The 17,980-nt window shown below is 39.1% G+C and carries 16 protein-coding genes; 3 read left to right on the top strand and 13 right to left on the bottom strand.

The features are described from left to right. Window positions 1-29: 29 nt before the first annotated feature. Window positions 30-1,697, top strand: coding sequence for an alpha-keto acid decarboxylase family protein (locus A374_RS05970; protein ID WP_007201297.1), 1,668 nt, complete (start codon window positions 30-32; stop codon window positions 1,695-1,697). Between the two features lie 82 nt (window positions 1,698-1,779). Here the strand turns inward: A374_RS05970 and bioA are convergent, their stop codons facing one another. The 4 genes from bioA to A374_RS05950 all read right to left on the bottom strand — a co-directional run bounded on the left by bioA (window position 1,780) and on the right by A374_RS05950 (window position 5,040). Then, a complete protein-coding gene (gene bioA, locus A374_RS05965; protein WP_007201296.1) occupies window positions 1,780-3,159 on the bottom strand; it encodes an adenosylmethionine--8-amino-7-oxononanoate transaminase in 1,380 nt (459 codons plus the stop codon). Then, entirely contained in the window at window positions 3,156-3,863 is a 708-nt protein-coding gene (gene bioD, locus A374_RS05960; protein WP_007201295.1) for a dethiobiotin synthase, read from the bottom strand. Before bioD ends, bioA begins: the two co-directional genes overlap by 4 nt. Further along, a complete protein-coding gene (locus tag A374_RS05955; RefSeq protein ID WP_007201294.1) occupies window positions 3,842-4,420 on the bottom strand; it encodes a biotin transporter BioY in 579 nt (192 codons plus the stop codon). The genes bioD and A374_RS05955 overlap by 22 nt, the downstream gene beginning before the upstream one ends. A 140-nt stretch (window positions 4,421-4,560) precedes the next feature. Next, entirely contained in the window at window positions 4,561-5,040 is a 480-nt protein-coding gene (locus A374_RS05950; protein WP_274517046.1) for a LysR family transcriptional regulator substrate-binding protein, read from the bottom strand. Window positions 5,041-5,377: 337 nt separating this feature from the next. Between A374_RS05950 and A374_RS05945 the strand changes: the two genes are divergently transcribed. Both A374_RS05945 and A374_RS05940 read left to right on the top strand, forming a co-directional pair. Further along, complete coding sequence (locus A374_RS05945) at window positions 5,378-5,872, top strand: PH domain-containing protein (RefSeq protein WP_007201292.1); 495 nt, start codon at window positions 5,378-5,380, stop codon at window positions 5,870-5,872. Then, window positions 5,869-7,386, top strand: coding sequence for a PH domain-containing protein (locus A374_RS05940; RefSeq protein WP_007201291.1), 1,518 nt, complete (start codon window positions 5,869-5,871; stop codon window positions 7,384-7,386). The genes A374_RS05945 and A374_RS05940 overlap by 4 nt, the downstream gene beginning before the upstream one ends. 42 nt (window positions 7,387-7,428) lie before the next feature. Here the strand turns inward: A374_RS05940 and A374_RS05935 are convergent, their stop codons facing one another. From A374_RS05935 to A374_RS05895, 9 genes are all read right to left on the bottom strand, one after another. Beyond that, window positions 7,429-8,634, bottom strand: coding sequence for a CynX/NimT family MFS transporter (locus A374_RS05935; RefSeq protein WP_007201290.1), 1,206 nt, complete (start codon window positions 8,632-8,634; stop codon window positions 7,429-7,431). Next, on the bottom strand, window positions 8,634-9,329 hold the full coding sequence (locus tag A374_RS05930) for a FadR/GntR family transcriptional regulator (RefSeq protein WP_007201289.1): 696 nt from the start codon (window positions 9,327-9,329) through the stop codon (window positions 8,634-8,636). The genes A374_RS05935 and A374_RS05930 overlap by 1 nt, the downstream gene beginning before the upstream one ends. Before the next feature lie 162 nt (window positions 9,330-9,491). Further along, window positions 9,492-9,956, bottom strand: a complete 465-nt coding sequence (locus A374_RS05925) for a pyridoxamine 5'-phosphate oxidase family protein (RefSeq protein ID WP_007201288.1) — start codon at window positions 9,954-9,956, stop codon at window positions 9,492-9,494. Window positions 9,957-10,317: 361 nt separating this feature from the next. Continuing rightward, a complete protein-coding gene (pepF, locus tag A374_RS05920) occupies window positions 10,318-12,105 on the bottom strand; it encodes an oligoendopeptidase F (protein ID WP_007201287.1) in 1,788 nt (595 codons plus the stop codon). A 466-nt stretch (window positions 12,106-12,571) separates the two neighbouring features. Beyond that, the gene (locus tag A374_RS05915; protein ID WP_007201286.1) at window positions 12,572-13,126 is read right to left on the bottom strand and encodes a hypothetical protein; all 555 of its coding nucleotides are present in this window, start codon (window positions 13,124-13,126) and stop codon (window positions 12,572-12,574) included. Between the two features lie 88 nt (window positions 13,127-13,214). Continuing rightward, window positions 13,215-13,880 (bottom strand): potassium channel family protein, encoded by a 666-nt coding sequence (locus A374_RS05910; protein WP_007201285.1) that lies wholly within the window; start codon window positions 13,878-13,880, stop codon window positions 13,215-13,217. 20 nt (window positions 13,881-13,900) lie between these two features. Beyond that, entirely contained in the window at window positions 13,901-15,244 is a 1,344-nt protein-coding gene (locus A374_RS05905; protein WP_007201284.1) for a TrkH family potassium uptake protein, read from the bottom strand. Window positions 15,245-15,369: 125 nt separating this feature from the next. Continuing rightward, complete coding sequence (locus A374_RS05900) at window positions 15,370-16,128, bottom strand: MerR family transcriptional regulator (RefSeq protein WP_007201283.1); 759 nt, start codon at window positions 16,126-16,128, stop codon at window positions 15,370-15,372. Window positions 16,129-16,956: 828 nt separating this feature from the next. Then, window positions 16,957-17,907 carry a nucleoside hydrolase gene (locus A374_RS05895; RefSeq protein ID WP_007201282.1) on the bottom strand — a complete coding sequence of 317 codons (951 nt, stop codon included), beginning with the start codon at window positions 17,905-17,907 and terminating at the stop codon, window positions 16,957-16,959. Between the last annotated feature and the right edge of the window lie 73 nt (window positions 17,908-17,980).

The raw sequence follows: 17,980 nt of genomic DNA, 5'->3' as shown, positions 1-17,980 counted from the left end.
AGGAACAATTTTTCTAAGGAGGCGTTATGATGGAGCAACAGCAAAGTGTTGGAGACTATTTATTTTCTTGTTTAAAAGATGAAGGTGTAACCGATATTTTCGGAGTACCGGGAGATTATAACTTCTCCTTACTTGATACGTTAGAGGTGTTTGAAGGGGTCTCGTTTATAAATAGTCGCAATGAACTGAATGCAGGATATGCAGCAGATGCCTATGCACGCCTTAAAGGATTGGGAGCGCTTATTACAACGTTTGGTGTTGGAGAACTAAGTGCCTGCAATGCCATCGCCGGAGCATATAGTGAACATGTTGGGCTTATACATATTGTTGGTGCGCCCAAATCAAGTATTCAAGAAAAGCAAGAATCGGTTCATCATACCTTTATGAATGGTGACTTTGCCGTCTTTCAACAAACATATGAATCGTTATGTGCCTATTCAGTGGAGATTACCCCAAAGAATGCGAGATTAGAAATAAAAAAGGCCATTGCCATTGCGAAACATGAACGGCGTCCTGTTTATATGAAAATAGCCATTGACGATGTGACCAAAACAATATCTTCACGATCTTCAACCTATTGTAAAGAAGATAGCGAGGATCCTACCTCACTAAATGAAGCTCTTATGCATATTAAGGAGCGTTTAGAAAAAGCCAAAAACCCTCTTATGCTTGTCGATATGAAAGTGAATCGATGGGGTATGGAGAAGGACGTGCTTGCGTTAGCCGAACACTTACAAATTCCTGTAGCATCGTTATTACATGGAAAGGGAGTATTCCCAGAAACACATCCACAATTTATTGGTATGTATAGCGGAGCCTTTGGTAATGAAGAAGTGACCCACATCGTTGAAGCTGCGGATTGTATTCTAGCTATTGGTGCTTTATGGTCTGATGTGAATTTAGCGAAACACACGGTAAAGATTAAGCAGGAAAATATAATTGATATCCAACCAGATATGATCAAAATAGAAGATGAGTGCTATTTAGGTGTTCGTATGGATACAGTGGTTCAGCATATGTGTACGTGGTCTCATGATCGCTCACTACGTATTGCCGTGCCACCACGTCTTTATGATGAACCAAAAGGACAAGCACATGAACCGTTACAAGCTGCCTATTATTATCATTACATTCAAGAAATGATTGAAGAAGGCGATATCATTGTAACAGAAACAGGAACGTTTGCTTATGGAATGGCTGAGGTTCGTCTGCAGAAGGACGTCAACTATCTTGCCCAACCAGGCTGGCAAAGCATTGGTTATGCGACACCGGCTACCTTTGGCGCCTGTATCGCTGAACGAGACAAGCGTGTATTGTTATTTACAGGAGATGGCTCGCTACAACTTACTGTTCAAGAAATAAGCTCTATGTTACGTAACGGGTGTACACCTATTCTCTTTATTTTAAATAATAAAGGCTATACTATTGAAAAATATTTAAATGTGGAAACACCGATTCAAAAGCAACCATACAATGATATTCCTGAGTGGAACTATATAAAAAGTGTCGACTTTTTTGGTGGAGATGCATTTGCCGTACAAGTTGAAACGAACGGTCAGTTCAAAGAAGCGGTGGAAGCAGCTGCAACGCTATGCCAAGAAAAGCTATGTATCATTGAAATGATCATAACCGATCCATTGGATGCCCCTCCTTATTTGATGAAAATGAGAGAGCATTTAAAGGAGCAACAAAACTAATCATGAAAAAGAACGGAGAAATAAGGCTACTAGCTAGCGCTTTAATATCCGTTCTTTTCTTTGGATTGTTTTTAGTGGTCTCTTAAGCGTTGACTACCATCGTTTCATATACTTCTTGTATAGATTCATAAGTAATACCGACCATTTTTTGTAATTCTTGCTCTGACATGGCTAACACTGGCATCATCGTAATAACAGAGCCAAGTTCACGGATAATTAACCCTTTTTGACGCGCGGTTTCGATAATCTGAGAGATTACGCCTTCCGTCACTGTAAAGGTTTCTTTTGTGTTTTTATTTTTCACAATCTCAATACCAATCATGAGACCACGTTGCCTTATATCACCAACAATTGGCAACTCATATAACGTTTCGAGCGTGGCTTTTAAGTTTGCTGCCTTATGGGAAACACTTGCTACGAGATCGCGTTCCTCCATAAGTTCAATGTTCTTTAACGCAACAGAACACGCAAGTTGATTTCCTGTATACGTATGACCGTGGTAAAACGTTTTATGCTCTTCTCGTTCTCCTAAAAAGGCATTGAAAATTGTATCATTTGTAATCGTTGCAGCAAGGGGCATATAGCCTCCTGTAATCCCTTTTCCTAAACAGAGTAGATCTGGAACGACATCTTCTTGTTCACAGGCGAACATCGTTCCTGTACGTCCAAAACCAACCGCGACTTCATCACAAATTAGCAAGACATTGTATTTTTTACATAGATCAGCAACGCCTTTTAAGAAGCCTACTGGGTGTGTATGAATGCCTGTCGCCCCTTGCACAAGTGATTCCACGATGACACCGGCCACTTCCTCTGTTTGTTGCTGTAAACGTTCCTCTAAAGCGGCTAAACAGTAGTCTTTAACTGCTTCTTCATCACCGATTTCTTCCATGCGATAGCTATATGGTGCAGGAGAACCGATGCGTTGAAAGAGAAGCGGACGGAAAATTCGATGATATAAATCCATACCGCCAACACTAACCGCACCGACTGTGTCGCCATGATATGCTTCGTCAAGAGAGATGAACTTATTTTTCTTTGCATACCGAGTAGCATCTTTATTCTTCCAATATTGATAAGCAATTTTTAAGGCAATTTCAACAGAGGCCGCCCCAGTGTCAGAATAAAAAACTTTGGAAAGTGAACCCGGCGTAATTTCTGCTAGTTTTTTTGCTAATAGAATGGAAGGGACGTTTGCTGAACCAAGTAAAGTGGAATGAGCGACTTTATCAATTTGCTCTTTTAAGGCTTCATTTAGTTCAGGATCACTATGACCGTGAACATTTACCCATAGAGAAGCATAGCCATCTAAATAAGCTTTACCTTCTGTATCATAGAGATAACTACCTTTACCACGTTCAATAATTAATGGATTGGTTTGACGGTATGTTTGCATTTGTGTAAAGGGATGCCATACATAGTCTTTATCCCATTGTTCTAATTCATTGTGAGTATATGTCATCTAAAAAACACCTCTTTCAACTGTTGGATATATGTTGTATTTTGTAATAATTGGTCTACATAAGAAGGAAGTTCACTTTCCACTGTTGTAAACGTAGGAATCGTAACAAGCGGCTGTTGCTTCGTAAGCTTTGTAATTGTGCGAATATTATCCGCATGAATGATATTTTCTTTATCAAAAAAGTTAAATACAATCGTAGCAATGTCAATGTTTGCTGCTTCTGTATACTTTTTCGTTGTTAGAACATGGTGAATGGCCCCAAGACCACTAGTAGAGACAAGAACGGCGGGCAGCTTGCAATCTTTTATTAAATCTGTTGTCATGTAAAAATCGTTCTCCCTCTCAATGAGAGGAACAGCGATGCCTCCTGCTCCTTCGACAAGAACGATATCATAGGCGGCTGTTAATTCTTTTACACGGTTAATAATTCGGTTAGGATCAACCACAGCTTTCGTTAAGTTAAGAGCTAAATGTGGTGATGTTTCAGGCTCTAGCATATACATACCTGCATCTTTTACATGAAGTTGCTCCTCGTACCAAGAGAGATCAGGATAGGTATTGCTTTCGTGAAGTAGTCCGGTTTGAAAAGGCTTGAATATAGTTACCTTTTTCCCAAGTGCTTTTAATGATAAAAAAAGAACACTAACGGCGACGGTTTTGCCGATTTCCGTTCCTGTTCCTGTTATAAAGAAGGCTTTGCCCATTTTTTATTCTCCTTTCCGAGATAACGATTAATTTGTGGTGAAATCTTCATAATGAGTAGGGTAGAGAAAAGACATAAAATAAGGTCCCCAGGTACAGGCAATAAAAAGCCTGTTACAATGACTTGTTTCGCTGATAATGGCGCTTGTAGAAGCCATTTCATCGCCATATATAACCAAGCGCAACCGATTAAATACACAATGAATAACGAAAAGAGGTTACTGAGAAAAATAGCGCGAAATGATGTATAGCGATAACGGTGAATGAGTAAACCACCTACGAAGGCTGCTATAGCATAGCCGAGTAAATAGCCGAAGCTAGGCTTTAGCACATATGTAAATCCACCTCCATCAGCAAATACAGGAACGCCAACGAGTCCAATTGCGATATAACATAATTGACTAAAGAATCCGAGCCTTGCACCAAGAAGGGCACCTGACAAATAGACCGCAACAATTTGTAACGTAAAAGGAATGTAAGGAATCGGAATTTTAATAAAAGCTCCAATCGCAGTTAAAGCAGCGAACATGGCGACAAAAGAAATATTTTTTACTTTCAAACAAGCAAACCACCTTTCTACAAACCTTATTTTGCAGGAATAAAACCGCTATTGTCAACTTAAAAAGTTTTTAGGTTGACAATTAAGCGAAAGGTAAGCGGTTCCTTTACGTGGAGAGTAAAGGAACATAGCCCTTAAGATCAGTGGTGCAGCAGCTTTTGACCCGTATTTTTATTTTTAGCAACAAGAGAAATGATTCGTTGCAGTGGAGCATCTTTAATTGGGGGGCCCTTTAAAGGTAGGTGAGCTGTTGCCATGGCTGCAAGCTCTGTCATCATGGTAATGCCCCTATTTGCCATCACAAGACCGAAAATATAATCACCAAATGGTACATCATCAAGTGTAGTAGATTGGTGTGTACTTTGTTTAAAAGCAGTAAGCAAATGTGTTCGAGAATTACACGGTGCTTGATGAAGGATAAGTGTCTCTTTACTAAGCTGCTCAATCGTTACAGCGTCAAGACATGCTAATGAATGCTGTAGGGAGACGATAGCATAATAACACTCTGAAAAGAGATCTTCTTGCCAATAAACATGACTTGCGGCGTGTTGATCAATGATGGCTGCATCTAAACGGTTATCTTTCAACGAATTAAATAGCTCTTTAGACGTATTCTGAATAATAATGGATGATTGATGATCTGCTAATTCATTGGAGTTCCTTTCATGTGCTGTTTTTCCTTTTATGATCTATTTGTTTACGATCTGAGTGCAAAGAAAAAGCATAAAGGGACGATATAATAAATAGGGAACAAGCATTGTAGGTCAAATTTCATATAGTGCTCCTAGGCCTTCTGATAGCTATCTCGTTTGAAAATAGTAAAAAAGGTTGTTAGTTAGAAAAGTGATTGTTATATTTTTACTAAGTGCCATTTCATAAGTGTAGGAATGGGACTATTATTCTATGAAAGAGAGGTGAATCTGTTACTAGCAGATTGATAGTAGCAGATACAACAACATGTACTCGCATATTGATCAACCGACTCTTAAGCTACCACGGCAGTATAAAACGGTAAGCTTCATTACAGTAATGATTGAAACACTCATTGGGGTACTTATGTACGGCACATTTATTTGGTTGGCTCATTATTTAGAATGGGACCAGTGGACACATTTATTGATCCACGGGCTGGGTATCTTTGCTCTCTTTTATTTAGTTTTTAAATGGCTAATGCCTATACTAATCTATCGGAATTTTCGCTATGGTAACGATGAAACCTTTTTCAAAATGAAGTCTGGGGCCTTTATTGAAAAGCATGAGATTGTGCCGATGACAAAAATACAAGCGGTGTCCACGAAACAAGGACCCATTCTACGTCGTTATGATTTCTATGCGGTTACCGTTAAAACGATGGGATCTTCGCATACCATTCCAGCACTACCAAAAGAGGTTGCTTTTACCTTCAGAGATACGCTTGCTGTATTGGCTAAATTGAAGGAAGAAGAAGTATGACGAAGCCAAAACGTTTTCACCCCTTTTATATTGTCGTTGAATTTTTTAATGTTATTAAATATTGGGTGATTCCTCTGGCCCTTTCTTTAGTTAAAGATGAATTGTCATTTTCTTGGTGGCAATATGGCATGTTTGCCATCCTGTTCTGTCTCTTCGTTTTTGATATTATAAGGTGGCGCATGGAGACGTATACACTTACAGGGAAAACGATTCATGTTAATGAAGGCGTTTTTACGAGAAAAGTAAAAAGTATTCCCTTTTCAAAAATTCAAAATTGCAATCAGCGCACACCGTTTCTCTATAAAGTAGTAGGGGTGACGCAATTAAAGCTAGATACAGGTATGGATGGGGATGATGATACGATTACGTTTCACGTAATTACTATAGCGGAAGCAAGGCGTATTCAACAGCTTATTCAAACAAAGTCTGATTCTTTGGAAACAAAAGAGCAACAAGAAGTGGAACCATCGGTTATAACAAAAGAAGAGCGAACGCTTCATTTTTCTCCGACAGCCAAAGATTTATTTCGAGCGTCTTTTACTTCCTTAAGTATGTTTGTCGTCATCCCTATTTTACTATCGCTATACTCGAAATTAGATGAATTGAAGGAGATTGTTCCTATTCAATGGGTTGAAGATCAAGCTCAGTCATTTATTGTTCAACAAACGTGGATCATGATGATTGTGCTGCTCATCATTATGGTATGCATATCGTTTGTTGTGGGGATTATACGCACGTTTTTAAAGTATGGAAAGTATGAAGTATCCTCCGATAAAACACACGTATATATCATCCAAGGGCTGCTTAATGAATCTTCTTTTTCTATTGAGAAAAAAAGAGTACAAGCTATTGTTATTAAACAACCGTTCTTAAAACGACTGTTTCGTATCGCAGAAGTAAAGCTGATTTCAGCAGGAGGAATTGATCATAGTGAAGCAAAGGATGATATTAATTCATTGTTTCCTTTTTTGCCGCGCAAAGATGCAGAGGCGATGATTTCAACAATTTTACCAGAATACCAAGTGATTTCAACAATGCACTCGTTGCCACGTAGATCACTATGGTATAAGCTTTCTATACCAAGTTATAGTTGGATCCTAAGTACAGCAATCATCGCAGGTCTCGTCATTTGGGTTCCAGCACTTCAACCCTACACTTGGCTCTTATATGGAGTATCCGCTTTTATCTTACTTTTGTCTGTACTTCGTAAAATACTAGCGTATGGCAATACACAGTATGTTATGAATGGCTCGTACATACAAATGAAACATGGTGGGTTTGGCACAGAGCTCTTTTTAACAAAGCGAACGAAAGTAATAGACGTTAGTGTTGAAAGAGGCCCTATACAAAAATGGTTTGACCTGGCAACCATTGTGACGAGTAATCGAGGCAAGCCGGTTCTTCATCGGTTTCGGTTGTCGGGCGTTCCAATTCCCTTAGCTGATACTTTTTTCACTTGGTATCGTGAGCGAGACCAAGAAATATCAATAGTAAATGAGGATCAAAAAAAATAAAGAAAAGGGACAACATCATTAACGGATGCTGCCCCTCTTTTTTTACTTCGCTGAAATTTTTCCTTTACCGGCGCCCCAGCCTGCAAGCAAAATGAATAGGGACATAACCGTGATCAATAGTAAAGGAGCTTTCCAATCTCCTGTTACATCATGCAATCCACCAAATACACTTGGACCAAATGCAGCAAGTAAGTAACCAATGGATTGAGCCATACCACTCAATTCAGCCGCTTGTTTAGAACTCGTTGTGCGCAGTGCGAAGAACATCATCGATAGTCCGAAGGCGCTACCGTTTGCAATGCCAAGAATAATAATCCAAACAGGGAAAGACGCCCCTGTTAATAGCCCTCCTGAACCGATCACAAAAAGAATCCCTGTAATGAGAGCAAGCATACTTTGCTTCTGAGTTTTGCCAGCAATGACTGGAATAATAAACGTCATTGGAATAATAGCAACTTGCATTAAAGATACAATCCAGCCGGCTTCATTTGTAGAATAGCCATGATCTGCCATAATGGCAGGTAACCATGTCATTAGCGTATAGAAAAACAGAGATTGTAACCCCATGAAAGCTGTAACTTTCCATGCAATCGGAGAACGCCATATGCTTTGTTCTACTTCCGGTTTCGCTTGAAGTGCTACTGTATTTTTGTTTCGTTTAATGAGCTGTACACTCCAAATGAGTAATGACACGAAGGAAAGAATGCCCCAAAAACCAAGAGAGCCTCTCCAACCATATTGAATTTTATTAGCTAGTGGTGCACTAATTCCTGAAGCCATTGCGCCAAATACGTTCATAAATATTCCGTAAATTCCGGTCATTACACCAAGCTGTAGCGGAAAGTTTTGTTTAATAATGCTAGGAAGTAACACGTTACAAATAGCAATCGCAAGGCCGATAATAGCTGTTCCGATAAATAGTAAGCTTGGTGAAGGGAAGATTCTTAGTCCAATACCAAGTGTTAAAAAAAGTAACGCTAAAAAAACAGTTACTTCAGATGAAATTTTATTAGCGATTTTTGGTGCTAATGGCGATAAAATGGCAAACGCAAGCAATGGAATCGTTGTAATACTGCCAGCCATAGCATTAGATAAACCTAATGTGTCTTTAATGGACGAAAGGACCGGTCCTACTGCTGTAATCGGTGCACGTAAATTTGTTGCGATGAAAATGACACCAATGACGAGCATCCAGGTGCGAATAGAGCTGTCTTTTGATTGATCTTCAATTGTTAATGGTTTTTCCATTATTCTTCCTCCAACATCATGGAAAGAGATGTTTTTGCCTTTTCCATATACGATGTAACACAATCCATGGCTAATACGGCATTTTGTTGATGGATCGCTTCGAAAAGATCTATATGTACATCTCTTTCAATTTTTATACTTTTTTTCATGCTCATAATGGTTAAAATTGAGTGCTGCATTGAATCTGTAATACTCTCATAGAGTTCTATGAAAAGGCTATTGTGCGTGGCCTGAATCACAGCTTTGTGAAAAAGCGTATCCATCTTGCTAAAATGACAAGGATCGTTCATCTCTGCTGCTTCCTGACAACGCCTAAGTTGCTCTTCCATGTGCTGTAAATCTTCTGATGTTCTTCTTAGTGCAGCAAGCTGGGCCGCTTCACGTTCTAACGTCAGACGAACTTCTAATGTGTCTAGTAAATCTAATTTTCGTACTTTCTTTTGCAGAGCCATACCAAGTTGACTAGAACCGATTACAGTCGTGCCAATTCCTTGTTTTTTCTCAACGAGTCCAGTGTGAACAAGCGAGTTAATCGCTTCACGTAATGTGTTACGACTCACATCAAAACAAGCCATAAGTGCTGGCTCTGGGGGAAGTTTATCACCAACTTTCCATTCGCCACTTTCAATTAGCTGTTCCATTTGCGCTGTTACTTGTTCAACGAGCGTTAACCGATTTGCTTTTTGAATGTTCATTTTTATTTCCCTCTTTTTTAAACGTAGGATGATTGGTACATCCGATATACTAACATAGTGTATGTAAAATGAAAATAAAAATGTTTTAGGAAACTCAATTATAAAAAAGAACCTTTTGAACATAAAAAAAGCCGTTTACACATAATGTGTAAACGCGCTAGGTTATTTACAATCAGAAACTTGATTATAGAGCCGTCCACCGACTTTTTGAGCTTGAATTCTAATAATGGCGACGTTACTAAAGTCACACAATCCCGGGATTTCTCCGTATTTTTTTATAAACTTTTGCTCAACAAATGCAATCTCTTGTGAATCCGTAGAAATGACTGCTCTCCCATTAACAACAACGGATTTAAAAACAGGTCCGCGTCGATCTTTATATTCTCCTTGGACTTCAACGCCGACATCCTGATTGTTATACATGTTTCTTATTTTTGTACCACTATCCTTACTGTACATGTAAACCGTTAAGCATTCATTTGAGAATGATGTAACGTAGTACATCGGGGCAAGATTAACCCGGCTGTCTCCTATTGTTCCTAATACAGATATTTCTTGTGTATCAAGTACCTCTAGAATTTCTTGCATATTCAATGGTGTGTATTTCGTAAAATCATATAATCGCATTGTAAGCTCCTTTCATACAAATCTTTTCTCCATTAATGTATGAATCATACGTAAGAGTTAGAACAAAAAAGGGCTTGGGACACAATACTCCCTCTGTTTTGTGGCACATTCGGATGTTCTTATGACCGAACTGACCTGATCTATGCGCGAATCGAGGGCTCCTGCGCGCTTCACTCTTTTCGCGATCATTGAAGGGCTTGCATCCTACTCCGATTGTTGGTTCTTACAAGAGCTGCTTACATACGTAAGACAATCTAAAATTAAAATAACGAGTGGCATAAAAAAATGGCTTTATCACCAAAAACGGATGATAAAGCCATTTTTTAATGAGCTAGGGCGGTTTATGACTCGGCCTCAACTGTTATAGTTTTGAAAATTCTTCTACAAGCTCACTGAATTTTTTCATAGCGCTTTTAATCGGTTCTTCACTTGTTAAGTCTACTCCGGTTTTCTTTAGTAGTTCAATCGGATAATCTGAGCTACCACTTTTTAAGAACGTTAAGTACGTCTTAAGTGTTTCTTGATCACCAGCAAGAAGACGAGTGGCAATATGAATGGCTGAAATATAGCCAGTTGCGTATTTATAGACGTAGAATGGACGATAAAAATGAGGAATGCGTGACCATCCGAATTTTACCTCAGGATCAAAGACAAGTGTATCTCCTTGGAATTCTTGAAAAAGCTCTTCGTAAACAGAATTGAACACTTCTGCATTAAGCGGTTGCCCTTTTTGTGCAAGCTCATGCGTACGCTTTTCAAATTCAGCAAACATTACTTGTGTAAAGAGCGTACCTTTAAATTGATCAATAAAGTGATTGACTAAATGCTTTTTAATCGTAGGATCTGTTTCTTTTTCTAATAGGTAATGAATCAGTAATACTTCGTTTACGGTGGAGGCTACTTCAGCAACAAAAATACTGTAGCCAGCTGAAATACGTGGCTGATGTTTATTAGAATAATAGCTATGCATGGCGTGTCCCATTTCATGAGCTAACGTAAATAAACTATCAAGGTCATCTTGATGATTTAATAAGACGAATGGATGAACACCATGAACGCCAAGATTATAAGCACCAGAACGTTTGCCAGGTGTTTCACGAACATCGATGTACCGTTTGTCTTTAAAGCTACGAAGCGTTTCTTGGTAGTCATCTCCTAATGGGCGAAGAGCTAGAAGCATCGTTTCATACGCTTCATCGTATGGAATTTCAAGCTTCACACCGGAAACAAGCGGTGCACTTAAATCATATTGACGAAGTTCATCAACGTTTAATCTTTCTTTGCGAATCTGATTGTATCGATGCATCGGTTCTATATTCGCTTTGGTTGTCTCAATTAAATTTTCATAAACAGAAAGAGATACATTATCAGCAAATAACGATTTTTCTAAGGCAGAAGGATAGTGACGGATATCTGCCATAGCCACATTATTTTTGATAGCGGCTGCTAGTGTAGAAGCAATCGTATTTTTCATTTCTGTATACGGCTTGTAATACGCTTTATACGCTTCTTGGCGTACAGACCGATCCTCGTCTTCAATGCGTTTTGCATACATTCCACGTGTGAGCGGAACTTTTCCTCCATCATCGTCGGTTACATCACCAAAGATAATATCTGCATTATTTATCATACCAAATGTGTTGCTTGGGGAGGACATAGCTTCGCCAAGACGGGAAACAATTTGTTCTTCTTCCTTTGATAGAACATGAGGCTTATAGCGGAACGAATCATATAAATCTTCGGCAAAATAATCAAGACGTGACTCTTCTTCAATATATTTTTTTAGTTGTTCTTCTTCCAGGCTAAGTAAAAAAGGCATAAAGAAGGAAGAGGCTGCACTTACTTTTACACTAGCATGCTTTGCTCGATCTAACAGTGACTGTGCATGATGATCTCTTGTATCGAGATCACCACTTAACATGGCATATACATAAACAAGATTAAACGTTTTTGACAGATTTTCACTGCGACTTAAATAATCATAGAGGGTCGCTCCAGATTGAATATTCCCATCGTATTTCTTTAATTGCTCTGTCATATCTAAAACGTGTTGATAGTCCTTTTCCCAGTCTGAAAGAGAGGAATAAATATCTGTTAAGTCCCACTTTTCATGAGTAGGGACTTCTTCTCGAGAATTATAGTGTTTCATCGTAACATCCTTTCGTATTACTGGATTTAATTAAATGTATTATAAAGCAGGTAAGAACATGAGTGTAACTTAAAGAAGCATTGTAACAAGGGTCCAATCTGCATAAGTGAATAAACCGTTACTTGAATGGATTGCCAGATTTATTCGTCATCCTAGAGGTGGAATGTCTAGTAGCGGTATTGTTTAACTGAAAGCTGCACGACTACTGTAGGGTTTGAAAAGTATGTATGGTATTGACTTATAGTTAGTCGACACCATTCCGTTTTCATTAATAATAGAGGCTCAACTAACTGTATGAGTTTCGTTTCTCGCCATTTCTTATCAAAGTTTAAGAATGAGGTACTACTTGCATTGTAGCCTTTTTACTTCAGACTTAAAAGCAAGATGATTGAAAAGTCAGGTTGTCGTCTTTCAGGAGGTACGTAAAAAAGGCTGAAATCACATTTCAGCCTTTTACAAATCTTGCTTAGGAATAAGGAACTTGCGATACTTCTGTTATTAAATTAGTTGAAATACGAAAGTTCATAGAATAGGCAGGATCCACATCAATAATTTGCGTCATAAATAGATAGTCATCTGTTACTTTAGCTAGTGTACCAATGTAGTTGTATAGATCCGTTTCAATAACGGCAACTTTTCCTTCAAATGTGCGTGCTTTGTTAGTTAGAGCTGTTTCTAAATCAGGAGTCGTGTTCGTAAGCATAGCGATGTTATACCAGCGATCTCCGACAATCTCTGGCGCAAATAAGTCTCCTGCTCGTGGATAGGCTGAGGAGAGCGGGCACAGTTGATTAACGAGAGGTAGGTCCACACGAATTCTTTTAAATGAGCCTGAAGAGGCTAATATGGTTGCTAGTAGTGAACCGTCTTTATTTACTGCTAGAAGTCTCCCGCGGTAATTAAAGAGAATGGTGCCTAAAAAAACATCTCGTCCAACGAGTTTTTTTGCCGTCTCGAATATTGTTCTTTGAAGATCTTCACTCGTTCTTTTTCTTGTACTAATGGAACCAATTGTATCCACAGCTGTGCACTTCCATTCCTTGTAGTATAATCTGTTACGACTATAAGACAGGTTATGCAGCACAAGGGAAAAGTGGAAAGGCACGAGCCTACTGATTTTCTAACGTATCTGAAAAGCTTTTTAAATCATCATTCGTTCCAATCACCACTAATAAATCTCCCTCTGTCAGCACGTCAGTAGGATGCGGTGAAATAGACATCTTATCGGTCTTATGCCGGATCGCAATAACGTTTATACGATAGCGTTTACGAATATTTAATTGTTGTATGGAGGTTCCTACTAAGGAACTTGGGATTTTAATTTCTTCTACGCTATAATCATCCGATAGTTTCAAATGCTCGATGATATTAGGATGCATCAATCGTTTGGCTAAACGTAACCCCATATCACGTTCTGGAAAGACAACTTGATCAGCGCCTACCTTCGTTAATACGAGACCATGACGTTTACTTAATGCTTTTGCCACTACATAGGGCACTTCCAACTCTTTTAAGAGCACGACAGTTAAGATGCTTGATTCCATATCATCACCAATTGCTACAATAACAACATCAAAGTTACGAAGACCGAGGCTTTTCATACTAGCTTCCTCTGTACTATCTGCGATGAAAGCTTGGCTAAGAGAATCTTGATAAGCTTCCACTTTTTCTTCATTTAGATCGATACCTATTACTTCATTTCCTTCATCATATAAAGCACGTGCTAAGTGAGATCCGAATCGTCCGAGTCCAATGACAGCATATTGTTTTTTCATAGTCTACCTTCTTTCTATAGTTATCCGATCATATATTTTCCTTTTGGGTAGCGATAAAACTCTTTTTCCTTCCGCTTGGCAAGGGCAATAGCAACAGTTAACGGGCCAAGCCTGCCAATAAACATGGTAATCACAATCAGTAGTTTGCCTATAGGTGTTAGTTCAGGGGTGAGGCCCATCGAAAGACCAACTGTACCAAAGGCAGAGACTGCTTCAAAGAGAAGCTTCAAAAATTGTGCTTGATGTTCTGTAATAGATAAGAGCATCGTCACGGTAATGACAAGGAGCATGGCGCTAAGACTCACAGTTAGCGCTTTGTAAATCATCGTCGGTACAATACGTTGACGAAAAAAAACAACATCTTCTTTTCCTTTAATTTGTGACCAGGCTGCACCTATGAGCGTTAAAAATGTTGTTGTTTTGATCCCTCCACCGGTTGAACCTGGCGAAGCACCGATAAACATTAAAATAATCGTAAAAAACAAGGTAGGTTGTGTTAAATCAGTAATGTTAAGGGTGTTCGAACCCGCCGTTCGCGGAGTGACCGCCTGATAAAATGAGGATAGCCACTTTCCGTGTAGTGATAATGGCTCTAACGTTTTCGGATTATGTAGCTCCAGTATATAAATTAGAATTGTACTAGCTACGAGAAGAATGAGTGTAACCGTAATCACAACTTTTGAATGTAAGCTTATACAACGTAAATTACGTTTATGGTGGAGGACATCATTAACGACAATAAAGCCAATTCCTCCTAAAATAATAAGAAAACTAACTGTCAACGTTACGACGGGATCTTCTTTATAGTCTGTTAAGCTTTTGAAATTTCCCATAATATCAAAACCCGCGTTATTGAAATTAGAGACAGCATGAAATACTCCGTAGTAAAGCGCTTTTTTGATCGGCATATCAAATGAAAAACGCAAAGCAAGCAAAAGGGCTCCAATCAGTTCACAAGTAACTGTGAATAGCAAAACGGTGCGAGCAAGCTTGACAATGCCTTGAGGTTCATTTGTATTTAACGCCTCTTGAAGGATAAGACGTTCTCGAAATGAAATTCTTCGTTTAAAAAGAAACGCAACAAACGTAGCAAAGGTCATAAACCCTAGTCCACCCACTTGAATTAAGCTTAAAATTACAATTTGTCCAAACAGCGTGAATGAATCTCCCGTATCAACGACAATCAACCCTGTTACACACGTTGCGGACGTAGAAGTAAAAAGCGCATTTAACCAAGAAAGTCCATAACCATCAACTGTTGCAATTGGCAAAGTTAGAAGGCACATCCCAAGTAGAATCATAAGAGCAAATCCTATAACGAGCATTTTCGGGGGTGTTAAGAGTGGTTGCTTGTTTGTTTTCATTCAACGTTCTCCTTTTTGTGTAATGCTTTCACTATGTATTCCCTTTATTGTTTGTTTTAGGCTCTAAAAATAAACAACTCCATAAGGAAAGCGATGTAACGCCCATTCCATGGAGTTGTTATGCATTATTTTTTTGTGTAATGAAGAATAGCATCTACTAAGAAGGAGGTCATACCTGATTGTTTTTGATTATAGTAAGCAGAAAAACGTTCATCCTCTTTATATAGATGGGCTAAGCCAGCGTGCGCTTTTTTACTATAAGATGGCCAATAATAACAAAGCCATTCTTTATGAAGAGCGGCAGCTTGCTCGGCAAGCTTCCCCTTAGCATCGCCACTATCCATTGCTTTTTTCAAGAGATGTATCATTTCTTTTTCAATCTCTTGTGCAACTGAATACTCTTCTTGATTTAATGTTTGAAACTTTGCATTGGCAGCAAGGACAGCAGCTTCGCCATATCGTTCTTTTAATTCTTCGCCATACAATTCTTCGTTTTTTAATAATTGTTCAGTTTTAAAGCCTGCAAATTTTTCTTGAGCGGACATCATTAATCTCCCTTCGTGTGAAGCCATTGTTTTTTCAAGTGTTTGTAAAAGCGATTGCATGCGCTCTTTTTTTTGTAAGAGTTGTGCGTAATGCTCTTGCAATGCGTTGAGCTCATGAAAATCCGAATCACTTAGAATCAATTGTATGGTATGCAGTGGTAGTTCGAGTTCGCGATAAAATAAGATATGCTGTAGTCTATTGACTTCTTTTTCACCATACATTCGATGGCCCGCCTTGTTAAGTCGCAATGGTTTTAAGAGCTGAATTTCATCATAGTAACGGAGCGTGCGTGTCGTTACACCTGCAATTTTACTAAGCTGTTGGATCGTATACTCCACATTATTCCTCCTTTCTGTTCCTAGCATATCGCTTGACGTAACGTGAAGGTCAATACTTCTTTTTGTTTTTTTGTAATGGCTGATCTATAACATCAAAAAAAGACGGACTTGGGACACAATACTTCCTCTGTTTAGTGGCGCATGCGGGGGAATTGACTTGGATTGCGTTTATAGTCGATCTCCTGCACGCGAACTAGAATCTCTTGTGTGCTTCACTCTTTTCGTAATTATTGAAGAGCTTTTACGCTATTTCTTCTTATTGTTGAGCGCATTTACGAGATTATCTCTTCATTTGCTCTATTTTTCATGTATTACACCGTTGCTGGAGGCGATTGATCTGGTCTACGCGTGAATCGAGGGCTCCTGCGCGCGAACGGACATGGTCTGCGCGCGAATCGAGGGCTCCTGCGCGCGAACGGACATGGTCTGTGCGCGAATCGAGAGCTCCTGCGCGCGAACGGACATGGTCTGCGCGCGAATCGAGGGCTCCTGCGCGCGAATTGACATGGTCTGCGCGCTTCACTCTTCTCGCAATGATGGAAGAGCTTTTACGCTATTTCTTCTTATTGTTGAGCGCATTTACGAGATTATCTCTTCATTTGCTCTATTGATCATCCATTACACCGTTGCTGGAAGCGATTTATCTGGTCTACGCGTGATTATAGAAGAGCTTGCATCCTTTAGTGCTGCGATGGCTCATCACATACGTAAGACAATCTAAAAACAAACGAACGAGCGACATGAAAAAATAGCTTAATCACCGAAATCGATGATGAAGCCATTTTTTATGTGTTAGTGGCGTTTATGTCTCAGCCTCGTCTTAGAAATTTAAACAGTTTCCCCAGTCATAATCGACATAAAATCATGATAAAACAAAGGATAGTCAAATGAGAAAGCAATGCGGTGTCTCCGCTCTGAATTGGTCATGGACGGAGAGGGACGTAGATCGGCAATGCTTTGTCCTTTTGTGACACCGGAATTAATGTCCATATATACAGGATACGTTCCAAATGAAAACATGCTATTATTAATGGCTGCAATGAGTGTTAATGCATCGTGAACAGGGCTTCCTACTATACTTGGATTGCGTCTCTTGTAAAATTGATAATAAAAATCTAGCAAGGGTTTAATGATTTTTGCTTTTCCTTTTGATTGAATATAATCGACCATTTGTGGCGTAACGATGGCATGCTCTGTGACGTTTAAGGGAATAATTGTTAAGTTTTTTGCGTAGCGAAAGACAATTTTTGCAGCAATCGGGTCGCCATTGAAGTTAGCCTCTGATACGGCTGTTACATTTCCAGGTACCCAAAAAGCGCCTCCCATAACATACACTTCATTTACTTGATCCATTAAGTCGTTAAATAAAATATACATACTAGCGAGTGAAGTAAGGCGACCGGTATTTACAATGGTTAATTCTCCAGCGTATTTATTAATAATGGATACTACTTCATAAAAATTTTCACTATAGCCGTTTGGCGATAAATCTTCTGGAGGTGTTAAGTAACCAAGTCCTTGCTCACCATGGATTTCTGGATAGAAGACGGGATTTTCTCCGGTCATTGGCTTTTCCGCACCAAGAATGACTTTTGTGTCTGGAGAAAACGGAAACAGACGTGTTAAATACGTAATATTTCGTAGCCCCATTTTCCGAGGCACATTTCCATAGTCAGCCACAATTCCAACAATGTCTACTTCTTTACTTAAACTTGCATAAATAAGGGCAATCGTATCATCGATGCCTACATCCGCAAATAATAATACCTTCTTTCCCATTGCATCACCTCTTTCTATTGATTTTGTTTCTAAAAGCATATGAGGAAAGGTGAAAAAAAGAAGAAAGTTTTAA

The sequence above is a fragment of the Fictibacillus macauensis ZFHKF-1 genome, from assembly GCF_000269865.1.
Taxonomy (GTDB): domain Bacteria; phylum Bacillota; class Bacilli; order Bacillales; family Fictibacillaceae; genus Fictibacillus_C; species Fictibacillus_C macauensis.
This window is presented reverse-complemented; position numbering and strand designations above follow the sequence as displayed.